Origin of the sequence: Corynebacterium evansiae, from assembly GCF_027570065.1 — a bacterium.
GTDB lineage: Bacteria > Actinomycetota > Actinomycetes > Mycobacteriales > Mycobacteriaceae > Corynebacterium > Corynebacterium evansiae.
This window is the reverse complement of the sequence record NZ_JAKMUT010000001.1, coordinates 225,890-237,657: the sequence shown is the minus strand read 5'-3', so window position 1 is coordinate 237,657 and position 11,768 is coordinate 225,890. Positions and strand designations below refer to the sequence as shown.

The 11,768-nt window shown below is 60.9% G+C and carries 15 protein-coding genes; 2 read left to right on the top strand and 13 right to left on the bottom strand.

The genetic code is table 11. The features are described 5' to 3' along the window. Positions 1-666: 666 nt before the first annotated feature. From rpsQ to rpsJ, 11 genes are read right to left on the bottom strand one after another with little or no spacing between them, the layout of a single operon-like run. Positions 667-960 (bottom strand): 30S ribosomal protein S17, encoded by a 294-nt coding sequence (gene rpsQ / locus L8V00_RS01040; RefSeq protein WP_005291953.1) that lies wholly within the window; start codon positions 958-960, stop codon positions 667-669. Next, entirely contained in the window at positions 957-1,190 is a 234-nt protein-coding gene (rpmC, locus tag L8V00_RS01035) for a 50S ribosomal protein L29 (RefSeq protein WP_005291954.1), read from the bottom strand. The genes rpsQ and rpmC overlap by 4 nt, the downstream gene beginning before the upstream one ends. Further along, positions 1,190-1,606 (bottom strand): 50S ribosomal protein L16, encoded by a 417-nt coding sequence (rplP, locus tag L8V00_RS01030; protein ID WP_005291957.1) that lies wholly within the window; start codon positions 1,604-1,606, stop codon positions 1,190-1,192. The genes rpmC and rplP overlap by 1 nt, the downstream gene beginning before the upstream one ends. A 5-nt stretch (positions 1,607-1,611) precedes the next feature. Beyond that, on the bottom strand, positions 1,612-2,355 hold the full coding sequence (gene rpsC, locus L8V00_RS01025; protein WP_005291959.1) for a 30S ribosomal protein S3: 744 nt from the start codon (positions 2,353-2,355) through the stop codon (positions 1,612-1,614). Beyond that, positions 2,355-2,717, bottom strand: coding sequence for a 50S ribosomal protein L22 (gene rplV / locus L8V00_RS01020; protein ID WP_005291960.1), 363 nt, complete (start codon positions 2,715-2,717; stop codon positions 2,355-2,357). The genes rpsC and rplV overlap by 1 nt, the downstream gene beginning before the upstream one ends. 2 nt (positions 2,718-2,719) lie before the next feature. Continuing rightward, positions 2,720-2,998: a 30S ribosomal protein S19 gene (rpsS, locus tag L8V00_RS01015; protein ID WP_269943974.1), complete on the bottom strand. Its 279-nt coding sequence runs from the start codon at positions 2,996-2,998 to the stop codon at positions 2,720-2,722. A 16-nt stretch (positions 2,999-3,014) separates the two neighbouring features. Beyond that, positions 3,015-3,857 carry a 50S ribosomal protein L2 gene (rplB, locus tag L8V00_RS01010; RefSeq protein ID WP_034986205.1) on the bottom strand — a complete coding sequence of 281 codons (843 nt, stop codon included), beginning with the start codon at positions 3,855-3,857 and terminating at the stop codon, positions 3,015-3,017. 38 nt (positions 3,858-3,895) lie between these two features. Further along, positions 3,896-4,201, bottom strand: coding sequence for a 50S ribosomal protein L23 (rplW, locus tag L8V00_RS01005; protein ID WP_011274165.1), 306 nt, complete (start codon positions 4,199-4,201; stop codon positions 3,896-3,898). Beyond that, a complete protein-coding gene (rplD, locus tag L8V00_RS01000) occupies positions 4,198-4,851 on the bottom strand; it encodes a 50S ribosomal protein L4 (protein WP_011274166.1) in 654 nt (217 codons plus the stop codon). Before rplD ends, rplW begins: the two co-directional genes overlap by 4 nt. Next, on the bottom strand, positions 4,848-5,504 hold the full coding sequence (rplC, locus tag L8V00_RS00995; protein ID WP_011274167.1) for a 50S ribosomal protein L3: 657 nt from the start codon (positions 5,502-5,504) through the stop codon (positions 4,848-4,850). Before rplC ends, rplD begins: the two co-directional genes overlap by 4 nt. 46 nt (positions 5,505-5,550) lie before the next feature. Further along, entirely contained in the window at positions 5,551-5,856 is a 306-nt protein-coding gene (gene rpsJ, locus L8V00_RS00990; RefSeq protein ID WP_010120790.1) for a 30S ribosomal protein S10, read from the bottom strand. Between the two features lie 714 nt (positions 5,857-6,570). Between rpsJ and L8V00_RS00985 the strand changes: the two genes are divergently transcribed. Together L8V00_RS00985 and L8V00_RS00980 are read left to right on the top strand one after the other, a co-directional pair. Continuing rightward, a complete protein-coding gene (locus L8V00_RS00985) occupies positions 6,571-6,960 on the top strand; it encodes a hypothetical protein (protein ID WP_269943973.1) in 390 nt (129 codons plus the stop codon). Then, a complete protein-coding gene (locus L8V00_RS00980; RefSeq protein ID WP_070488748.1) occupies positions 6,961-7,719 on the top strand; it encodes a GntR family transcriptional regulator in 759 nt (252 codons plus the stop codon). It begins immediately after the preceding gene. Positions 7,720-7,846: 127 nt separating this feature from the next. On the opposite strand, the gene tuf is transcribed toward L8V00_RS00980, so the two are convergent. Both tuf and fusA read right to left on the bottom strand, forming a co-directional pair. Beyond that, positions 7,847-9,037, bottom strand: a complete 1,191-nt coding sequence (gene tuf / locus L8V00_RS00975) for an elongation factor Tu (protein WP_035003019.1) — start codon at positions 9,035-9,037, stop codon at positions 7,847-7,849. Positions 9,038-9,500: 463 nt separating this feature from the next. Next, on the bottom strand, positions 9,501-11,615 hold the full coding sequence (gene fusA, locus L8V00_RS00970; RefSeq protein WP_269943972.1) for an elongation factor G: 2,115 nt from the start codon (positions 11,613-11,615) through the stop codon (positions 9,501-9,503). Between the last annotated feature and the right edge of the window lie 153 nt (positions 11,616-11,768).

Sequence of the window (11,768 nt, the reverse complement as noted above, 5' to 3'; positions counted from 1 at the left end):
ACTGATGGCCTCTTTCGGCTACGGCCAACACAGCAGTCGCACCTATATTACACAGGTAAGGCTAACCACACAACAAGCTACCCTAAGTTAGCCCGCTTCCTGCTCGGCCGCTACCGGCTCCATCGCCGCCCTGGCCACCGTCACCCCCCCCTGGCCACTGTCGCCACGCTGGCCACCCTGGTCATTGTCGCCACGCTGGCTCTCAGTGCCGAGATGCTCGCGCTATTGCAACTCGTGGCGCCAAGTGTCGGAAAAGTTGCACTTCGCAGGGCTAAATGTCGCTAGAACGGGAATCCGTCAGCACGGGCGCGCCTCCGAATTTTGCGACAATTCCCTGACCTGCAGTTTTGCGGAGCTGCAAATCAGTGTCTTTAACGCATTCCCGTTCTAGCGACATTCACCCCTGCTAGCGCCCCAAATACGGCGCCGTCGGCCACGCATTCCCGGTCTAGCGACATCTGCACATCCTCACGCCGCCAAATAGGGCGCCGGCGCCTCCCGTGACGCAATCCCCCCAGCACTGCGCTCGCACAATCTCACATTCCGCTGGCGCTGCAGCCAAGCGGGAAGCGTGGGCGTCAATAAGAAAAAATAGGCCCCCTACCGCAACAATGTGCGGCAGGGGGCCTGGCGCTACTGCCATCTAAGCAGCCAGAGCTGCTGGGACTAGCGAGCCTTCTCGATGATCTCGGTCAGGCGGAAGTGCTTGTCCTTGGACAGCGGGCGGGTCTCCTCGATGCGAACGCGGTCGCCTACGCCGGCGGTCTCGTTCTCATCGTGGACCTTCACGCGGGAGTTACGGCGCATGATCTTGCCGTACAGTGCGTGCTGCTTGCGGTCCTCAAGCTCGACCACAATGGTCTTGTTCATCTTGGTGGAAACAACGTATCCGGAGCGGACCTTGCGGGCGCCCTTTTCGTTCTCCACAGCTGCGTTGTCATTCACGGTTGCCTCACTCATGCTGCGTCACCACCTGGGTTGGTAGACAGCCCGAGCTCGCGCTCGCGCAGGACGGTGTAGATGCGGGCGATGTCGCGCTTGACAACACCCAGACGACGGTTGTTGGTCAGCTGGCCGGTCGCAGCCTGGAAGCGAAGGTTGAACAGCTCTTCCTTCGCCTCACGCAGGCGGGTGGTCAGCTCTTCGTTGTTGAGCTCGCGGAGCTCATGTGCCGGAGTTCCGGTAGCCATTAGAACTGATCCTCCTTCTTCACGATGCGAACCTTGCAGGGCAGCTTGTTACCAGCACGGCGCAGTGCCTCCAGGGCGACCTCTTCGTTCGGGTAAGAGGCCTCGAAGAGGATACGACCCGGCTTGATGTTGGCAACCCACTTCTCCACGGGGCCCTTACCGGAACCCATACGCACGCCGAGCGGCTTCTGGGTCAGCGGACGGTCCGGGAAGATGTTGATCCACACCTTGCCACCACGCTTCATGTGGCGGTTAATGGCGATACGAGCGGACTCGATCTGACGGTTGGTGATGTAGGTCGGCTCCAGGGCCTGCAGGCCGTAGTCACCGAACGTTACGCGGTTGCCGCCCTTGGACACGCCACGACGGGTCGGGCGGTGCTGGCGACGGTACTTAACGCGCTTCGGGATAAGCATGTGTCTTAGCCCTCCTGCTTCTGCTCAGCGCGCTGGCGACGTGCGCCACCGCGACGTGGACGCTCACGACGACCGCGGGACGGGCGCTCGTCGCGTGCATTCATCAGGCTCTCGCGACGGCCGCCGACGACGTCACCCTTGTAGATCCACACCTTGACGCCGATGCGTCCGAAGGTGGTGTGGGCCTCGTAGGTGCCGTAGTCGATCTCAGCGCGGAGGGTGTGCAGCGGAACGCGACCCTCGTGGTAGCGCTCGGTGCGGCCCATCTCCGCGCCGCCCAGGCGACCGGAGCAAACAACCTTGATGCCCTTGACCTGCGGCTGGCGCATAGCGCCCTGGATTGCCTTGCGCATAGCGCGACGGAAGGCAACGCGGTTGGTCAGCTGCTCAGCGATGGACTGTGCCACCAGCTGTGCGTTGGCATCGATGTTCTTGACTTCGAGGATGTTCAGCTGAACCTGCTTGCCGGTGAGCTTCTCCAGCTGGCCGCGGATGCGGTCAGCCTCGGAGCCGCGACGGCCAATCACAATGCCCGGGCGGGCAGTGTGGATGTCAACGCGGACCCGGTCGTGGGTGCGCTCGATGACAACGTTGGCGATGCCGGCGCGGTCAAGACCCTCGGACAGGAAGTCGCGGATCTTGATGTCCTCGGCGAGGTAGTCAGCGTACTGCTTGTCGGCGTACCAGCGGGAGCGCCACTCGGAAGTGATACCCAGCCGGAGGCCGTGGGGGTGGATTTTCTGGCCCACTACTGAGCACTTCCCTTCTGGCTCTCGACGACCACAGTGATGTGGCTGGTGCGCTTGCGGACGTGGAATGCACGACCCTGGGCGCGGGGGCGGAAACGGCGCATGGTCGGGCCCTCGTCGGCGTAAGCCTCAGAGACGACCAGCGTCTGCGGGTCCAAGCCGAAGTTGTTCTCGGCGTTGGCGGCGGCCGAAGCAACGACCTTCGCGACCGGCTCGGAAGCGGCCTGCGGAGCGTACTTCAGGATCGCCAGTGCGTCCTCGACGGACTTGCCACGGATCGTGTCGATCACGCGGCGTGCCTTCATCGGAGTGACGCGGACGAAACGCGCGGTTGCGCGTGCGGTGGTTACGGTGTCAGACATGATTATCGACGACCCTTCTTGTCGTCCTTGACGTGACCCTTGAAGGTCTTCGTAGGAGCGAACTCACCTAGCTTGTGACCGACCATGGAATCATCGATGAACACCGGCACGTGCTTACGACCGTCGTGGACGGCGAAAGTGTGCCCGATGAAATCGGGGAGAATGGTCGAGCGACGGGACCACGTCTTGATGACGTTCTTGTTGCCCTTTTCGTTCAGAACGTCCACCTTCGCAAGGAGGTGTTCGTCGACGAATGGGCCCTTCTTCAGGCTGCGTGGCATTCTCTACTACCTCCTCTTAGCGCTTCTTGTTCTTGTTGGAGCGACGACGGCGAACGATCATCCGGTCGCTGGGACGGTTCGGCTTGCGGGTGCGTCCCTCAGGCTGACCCCAAGGAGACACAGGGTGACGACCACCGGAGGTCTTACCCTCACCACCACCGTGCGGGTGGTCAACCGGGTTCATAACAACACCGCGGACGGTCGGGCGTACGCCCTTCCAGCGCATACGGCCGGCCTTGCCCCAGCGGATGTTGATCTGCTCCTGGTTGCCGACCTCGCCGATGGTGGCGCGGCAGCGAATGTCTACGCGACGGATCTCGGAAGACGGCATACGCAGAACTGCGTACTTGCCTTCCTTACCCAGCAGCTGGATGGAGGCCCCAGCGGAACGAGCCATCTTGGCGCCGCCGCCCGGCTTCAGCTCCACAGCGTGGATGGTGGTACCGGTCGGGATGTTGCGCAGCGGCAGGTTGTTGCCAACCTTGATGTCGGCGTTCGGGCCGGACTCCAGCAGCGTGCCCTGCTTCAGGCCGCGGGGGGCGATGATGTAACGCTTCTCGCCATCGCGGTAGTGCAGCAGCGCAATGTTAGCGGTGCGGTTCGGGTCGTACTCGATGTGAGCGACCTTGGCGATCACGCCGTCCTTGTCGTTACGACGGAAGTCGATAACGCGGTAGCGGCGCTTGTGGCCACCACCCTTGTGACGGGTCGTGATGTGGCCGTGAACGTTACGGCCACCGGTCTTCGACAGCGGGCGCAGCAGAGACTTCTCGGGAGTCGAACGGGTAATTTCCGCGAACTCGGAGACAGAACTCTGGCGGCGACCCGGCGTAGTCGGCTTGTACTTACGAATAGCCATACTTTTGCTTCCTCTTTACCTTTCGGTGTCCGGCCGCCTTAGGCGGTCGCTCCACCGAAGATGTCGATCGGATCGCTGCCGGCGACCAGGGTCACCATGGCGCGCTTGGTTGCCTTGCGCTGGCCGTAGCCGGTGCGGGTGCGCTTACGCTTGCCCTCACGGTTAACGGTGTTAACGCTGGCGACCTTCACACCAAAGATCTGCTCGACGGCAATCTTGATTTGGGTCTTGTTAGAGCTGGGGTGAACCAGGAACGTGTAGACGTTCTGCTCCATCAGGCCGTAGGACTTCTCAGATACGACCGGGGCGATGATGATATCGCGAGGATCAGCTACAGTGCTCACTTTGCCTCCTCCTTGGTCTTATCAGCGGCGTTGATGAAAGCGTTCAGTGCCTCCACGGAGAACACAACGTCGTCCGCGTTCAGAACGTCGTAGGTGTTCAGCTGGTCGTTGACCAGGGTGTGCACCTGCGGCAGGTTGTTCACGGACTTCCATGCGGTGACGTCTTCGCGGGTCAGGACGACCAGCACGGACTTGCGGTCCGTCAGACGCTCGATGAAAGCGCGTGCAGCCTTGGTGGACGGGGTCTGGCCCGGGACCAGCTCCTCGACCACGTGGATGCGGTCGTGACGCACGCGATCGGTCAGGGCGCCACGCAGAGCGGCGGCCTTCATCTTCTTCGGAGTGCGCTGGGAGTAGTCACGCGGCTGCGGGCCGTGAACCGTGCCACCACCGGTGAAGTGGGGAGCGCGGATGGAGCCCTGACGTGCGCGACCGGTGCCCTTCTGGCGGAACGGCTTACGGCCACCGCCGGACACCATGCCACGAGTCTTCGTAGCGTGGGTACCCTGACGCTTTGCTGCGAGCTGAGCGGTAACGACCTGGTGCATCAGTGCGACGCTGGCCTCTGCATCGAAGATGGATGCGGGCAGCTCGACCGTGCCGTTGGTCTTACCGTCAGCGGTGTGGACATCAAGCTTTAGATTGCTCATGCGTGTGCACCGCCCTTCACTGCGGTCTTGACAACGACGAGGCCGCCGTTGACACCCGGAACTGCACCCTTGATCAGGAGCAGGTTGGACTCTGCGTCGACCTTGGCCAGCTTCAGGTTCTGCTGGGTAACGCGGTCGTTACCCATGCGGCCTGCCATGCGCTTGCCCTTGAACACGCGGCCGGGGGTGGCTGCCTGTCCGATGGAGCCCACGCGGCGGTGAGCGGCCTGGTTACCGTGAGCAGCACCCTGGCCGGCGAAGCCGTGGCGCTTCATGCCGCCGGCGTAGCCCTTGCCCTTGGTGGTGCCCGTCACGTCGACGAACTTGACATCGTTGAAGATGTCGACGGTGACGTCCTGGCCAACCTCGTAGCTGGATGCGTCTGCAACGCGGATCTCAGCAACGTGGCGGCGCGGAGTCACGCCAGCCTTCTTGAAGTGACCTGCTGCAGGCTTGTTTACCTTGCGCGGGTCGATCTCGCCGAAGGCGATCTGTACGGCCTCGTAGCCGTCGGTTTCCTTGGAACGCACCTGGGTTACGACACAGGGCCCAGCCTCGACGACGGTGACCGGTACAACACGGTTTTCCTCGTCGAAGATCTGAGTCATGCCGAGCTTCTTGCCCAGGATGCCCTTGATCTCAATATCACTCATAGTTTCTCTTCCGCTGCCGTTTCAGTAGTTCAGACTCGTTTGCCGCTTACTGAATGTTGACGTCGACGCTGGCCGGAAGATCGATGCGCATGAGGGCGTCAACGGTCTTCGGGGTTGGGTCGAGAATGTCGATCAGACGCTTGTGCGTACGCATCTCAAAGTGCTCGCGCGAGTCCTTGTACTTGTGCGGAGAGCGGATGACGCAGTACACGTTCTTTTCAGTTGGCAGTGGCACTGGGCCGACAACACGAGCGCCGGTACGGGTAACCGTCTCGACGATCTTCTTGGCAGAAGCGTCGATAGCCTCGTGATCGTAGGCCTTGAGCCTAATGCGGATCTTCTGTCCCGCCACGCTTGTCCTCTTCCTTCAAAGCGCTTCCCTGCTATTTAAAACAGCTGGTAGTCACGCTTCTTATCTGTCTTAGTCTTAACGCTGTCCGGCCTTGGGGCCTGGTCCAGTCGCCAGTGTCGCTTGTGTCTTACATTTACTTGTTTGTGCCATCGACGGATAGCGGGTCATTTGGTTTTAATGAACACACGCCATACGCACTTGGTTAATCAAGTGATGTAACAACACCCGGTTCCCGCCCCTTTGCTCGCTCCATGGCCGGATTCGTTTTACCGAGGCCTTATATACGAAATATATGGAGTACAAGCTTGGAAACGTGTTCCGCGCCTTGTTGGAAGGGAGTCCCTTCGCTTACTGCCGCTGTTCATTTACCATGCCCCATCCTCCGGCACCCGCGGTCGGGCGTGTCGCCTTTCCGCTTTTTAAGTACCGCACAGCAAAGCAGCCCCACTGTGACCTTTGCGGATCACTTTCGCGAGGTTCTTCACCGACGATGGATCATGCTCACTTCACCATCGACACCTTCTTGACTCAGCCTCGCTGCTGCGCTGCTGGCCTCATGTGCCGTGTTAAAGCAACGTCAAGTATTCAACCACACCGGGCGTGCCGAAACCAAATCACTTCTGTCCTTTCTTTCTTGACGCCCCTACGCGCCGGTTACCTTTTACCTCCGTAGCCCTTTGAGCACTAGAATCGCCACGTAAGTTCAGACTTCACGTGAATGGCGATGAGGTGGCGTCACCTAAAGAAGGAACAGCAATGAGCGACTACCGCAACAACCCCGAGTACCAGCGGCAACGGCGCGCCCTGGTGCGGAAACACCACCCCGATGCGGGCGGGACGGACGCCGAGTTGATCGACGCGCTGCGCGCCCTCGACGAAGCCTGGGACCGGCGCGCACGCCTGCGCCGCCAAGTCCGCGAGCACCGGCCTAGCTTCATCCCCGAGGACAAGGCCGAGCAGGCGATGGACGTGGCCGAACAAGCCATGGGCGTGGCTGAGAACTTCGCCCGCAACGCCGGACGCTTCGCCGGCAACCTCCGCCACACGCTGCTGCACAAGCTGCCGCAGGAGTTCCGGCGCGGTTACCGCGAGGGAGACAAGTAGATGCCCACCCGATACGAACAGATCGCCCGGGAACTGCGCGAAGACATCCGCAACGGGCGCTTCCAGGTAGGCGAGCCCATCCCCAGCGAAAGAACCCTGGCCGACCGTTTCGACGTCGCTCCCGGCACCATGCGCCAGGCGCTGAATCAGCTAGTTGACGAAGGCACCCTCAGCTCTAAGCGGGGTGCGCGAAAGGTCGTGCTGCGCATGCCCGCCCGCTTCCCCGAGATCTCGAAGTTCCGCAGTTTCGCCCAGTGGGCCTACGGGCGCGGGCGCACCCCTGGCGGTCACGTGATCCACCAGGAATGGGTCGAGCAGACCGATAAGGATGCCGAGTTGCTGCGCGTGCCCGCCGGCGAGAAAGTGCTGAAGGTGCTGCGAGTGCGCACCATCGACGGCTCCCCCATCATGCTGGAGCGCACCCGCTACCCCGCCTGGGTCGGCGCCAAAGTCGAGCCGATGGATCCCACCTGCCCGTCCGTGACCAACGAGCTGGCCTCCCGCCACAACATTCATTTCTTCGCCGCCGACAACGTGTTCTCCGCCGCTAAGGCCGGGGAAGTTGATGCGCGGTGGCTGCCCCTCGAGGCTGGCGATCCTGTTCTGGTACACCGGCGCCTGTCGCGCGATGCGAAGGGTACGCCGTTGGAGATGAGTGAGGATCGCTATATTGCGGACGCCCTCAGTATCGCCGTGCCCACGTCTGGCAAGAACAACGTGCTCAGCTGGACTACCTTGAATCGCTTCCCCTGGGGATAGTTCCAGGACCGGTCCGGGGGCTAGCTCTCCAGGACATGCAGAAGGCCCCGGACTCCTTGAAGGAGCCCGGGGCCTTGAACCGTTTAGCGCCTAAAGCGCTAAGCGGTGATCATGTGAGTAGTTAAAACTACTTGTTGATCTTGGTAACGCGACCAGCGCCAACGGTGCGGCCACCCTCACGGATAGCGAAGCGCAGGCCCTCGTCCATAGCAACCGGCTGGATCAGGGTGACGGACATGTCAACGTTGTCGCCCGGCATAACCATCTCGGTGCCCTCCGGCAGCTTCACAACACCGGTAACGTCGGTGGTGCGGAAGTAGAACTGCGGACGGTAGTTGTCGAAGAACGGGGTGTGGCGGCCGCCCTCGTCCTTGGACAGAACGTAGACGGAGCCCTCGAACTCGGTGTGCGGGGTGTAAGCGCCCGGCTTAGCAACGATCTGACCACGCTCAACATCTTCGCGCTTCAGGCCACGCAGCAGCAGTGCGGCGTTGTCGCCAGCCTCTGCGGTGTCCAGCAGCTTGTTGAACATCTCGATGGAGGTAACGGTGGTCTTGGTGGACTTCTCGCGGATGCCCAGGATCTCGACCTCGTCGTTCAGGTTCAGGACGCCACGCTCAACACGGCCGGTAACAACGGTACCGCGGCCGGTAATGGTGAAGATGTCCTCAACCGGCATCAGGAACGGCTTGTCGGTCTCGCGCTCCGGATCCGGGATGGAGTTGTCGCAAGCCTCCATGAGCTCCAGGATCTGCTTAGCCCACTTCTCGTCGCCCTCCAGGGCCTTCAGTGCGGAGATGTGAACAACAGGTGCTTCCTCGTCGAAGTCCTGCTCAGCCAGCAGCTCGCGGACCTCCATCTCGACGAGCTCCAGCAGCTCCTCATCGTCAACCATGTCGCACTTGTTCAGTGCAACCAGGATGTACGGAACGCCAACCTGGCGAGCCAACAGAACGTGCTCACGGGTCTGCGGCATCGGGCCATCGGTTGCAGCAACAACCAGGATGGCGCCGTCCATCTGAGCAGCACCGGTGATCATGTTCTTGATGTAGTCAGCGTGGCCCGGAGCGTCAACGTGAGCGTAGTGGCGCTTCTCGGTCTCGTACTCAACGTGGGAGATGTTGATCGTGATGCCACGCTCCTTCTCCTCCGGCGCCTTATCGATGGCGTCGAAAGCGAAGGACTTGTTGGCCTCGGGGAATGCGTCAGCCAGAACCTTGGTGATCGCGGCAGTGGTGGTGGTCTTGCCGTGGTCGACGTGACCAATGGTGCCGATGTTTACGTGCGGCTTGGAACGCTCGAACTTAGCCTTCGCCACTTTGTGTCCTCCTGGACTGCTCGGTGGCTACGACTCTCGCAGCCACATTAACTTTTATTGCCAACCAGTTGCTTCCCCGCAGTTTACGGGTCGCCCACTGGCTAGTTTTCTTACTTCTTGCCGAATATCAGATTATCCGTGTAACGAACATCTTCGCCTCGACTTTGTGTTTCGAGGCCAGTCGCGCTACACGCGAACTGGGTAACGGCCAGCACACCGCATCCTACGTCACTTTTGCCATCTAGAAAAATTTGCCCCCACGAGCAAACCTAAAAGCCCACGAACATTGGGGTAATCAAGTTTTCTATGTGGTTATTTATTGACGCAGGGCTACGCCGTGCTGACCCCTACCCCGCAAGGCCCTTGAGCCCGTGATGTTCCCGCGACAGGCGCCCGGGGTGGTGGGCGCCCGAGGGGGCGTCATAAAGCTAAAGAAACCTTGCTTGGGGTCTTGTTTTAAGGGTTAAGCGTTGCCGCCAGTGCGCTCCGCGATGATCTCGGATGCGACGTTGGTCGGAACCTCGCCGTAAGAGTCGAAGATCATGGAGAAGTTTGCACGGCCAGCGGTGCGGGAACGCAGGTCGCCGATGTAGCCAAACATCTCGGACAGCGGCACCTTGGCCTTGACAAGCTTGGCGCCGGCGCGGTCGTCCATGGAGGAAACCTGGCCACGGCGGGAGTTGATGTCGCCGATGACGTCGCCCATGTACTCCTCAGGGGTGATGACCTCAACGGCCATCAGCGGCTCCAGCAGGACCGGCTTTGCCTTGGCAACTGCTTCCTTCAGAGCCTGAGAACCAGCCAGCTTGAAGGCCATTTCGGAGGAGTCGACCTCGTGGTAAGCACCATCCAGCAGGGTGGCCTTGATATTCACCAGCGGGAAGCCGGCCAGGTAGCCGTACTGCATAGCGTCCTGGATACCAGCGTCGACGGACGGGATGTACTCCTTCGGCACGCGGCCACCGGTGACCTCGTTGACGAACTCGTAGTTCTCCTCGGAGCCCTCTTCTGGCTCGTAAGGCTCGAGCGCGATGATGACGCGCGCGAACTGACCGGAACCACCAGTCTGCTTCTTGTGGGTGTACTCCAGCTTCTCGACCGGCTTGCGGATGGTCTCGCGGTACGCAACCTGCGGGTTACCGATGTTTGCTTCGACCTTGAACTCACGCTTCATGCGGTCGACCATCACGTCCAGGTGGAGCTCGCCCATGCCGCCCAACACCGTCTGGCCGGTCTCTTCGTCCAGCTTCACGGTGAAGGTTGGGTCCTCTTCGGCCAGCTTCTGGATAGCGGTACCCAGCTTCTCCTGGTCGGACTTGGTCTTTGGCTCGATGGCCACCTCGATAACCGGATCCGGGAAGTCCATGGACTCCAGGATGACCGGATCCTGAGCGTCACACAGGGTGTCACCGGTGGTGGTGTCCTTCAGGCCGATGAAGGCGTAGATGTGACCAGCGGATGCACGATCCACCGGCTGCTCCTTGTTGGAGTGCATCTGGAACAGCTTACCGATGCGCTCCTTCTTCTCCTTGGTGGAGTTCATGACCTGACCACCAGTTTCGACAGAGCCGGAGTACACGCGAACGTAGGTCAGCTTGCCGAAGAACGGGTGAACGGCAACCTTGAACGCCAGAGCGGAGAACGGCTCGTCCTTGGACGGCTTGCGCAGCTTCTCGGCCTCCGGCTCCTTCGGATCGTGGCCGACGATGGAGCCAACGTCCATCGGGTTCGGCAGGAAGTCGATCACAGCGTCCAGCATCGGCTGGATGCCCTTGTTCTTGTAGGCGGAGCCACAGTAGACCGGGTAGACCTCAGAGCTGATGGTCAGCTTACGGATCTGTGCCTTCAGCTCGTCGACGGTGATTTCCTCACCGGCGAAGTAACGCTCCATCAGCTCTTCGTCGGACTCAGCAATGGTCTCGACGAGCTTTTCGCGGTACTCCTCAGCCTTTTCCTTCAGATCCTCCGGGATCTCCTCGTAGGTCGCCTCGGCACCGATCTCGACCTTGCCGCGCCAGGTCACGGCGCGCATGTTCAGCAGGTCGACGATGCCGTCGAAGTCATCCTCAGCGCCGATCGGCAAAGCCATCACCAGCGGCTTTGCGCCCAGGCGGTCAACGATGGTCTGCACGGTGTAGTAAAAGTCCGCACCCAGCTTGTCCATCTTGTTGACGAAGCAGATACGCGGAACGTCGTACTTGGTTGCCTGGCGCCAGACCTGCTCGGACTGCGGCTCCACGCCTTCCTTGGCGTCGAACACAGCAACCGCACCGTCGAGGACACGGAGGGAACGCTCCACCTCAATGGTGAAGTCCACGTGACCTGGGGTGTCGATGATGTTGATCTGGTTGCCTTCCCAGAAACAGGTGGTGGCGGCGGAAGTAATCGTAATTCCGCGCTCCTTCTCCTGCTCCATCCAGTCCATCGTGGAGGCGCCATCGTGGGTCTCACCGACCTTACGGTTGATGCCGGTGTAGAAAAGGATGCGCTCCGTGGTGGTGGTCTTACCAGCATCGATGTGCGCCATGATGCCGATGTTGCGGACCTTGTTCAGGTCGGTCAACGCTTCAAGTGCCACTGGGTTACCCCGCTCATTTCGTTGTTGAGCGACTTGGCCGGAACTTCCATGTTGTTCACATTGTTGTTCTTCAAGTGCTTTAAAAAGCCCCGCAAGCCGCAGGCGATTATGTACTCGTTCTATTGTGCCAGCTTTGTGCCGTCACGTCGCGTC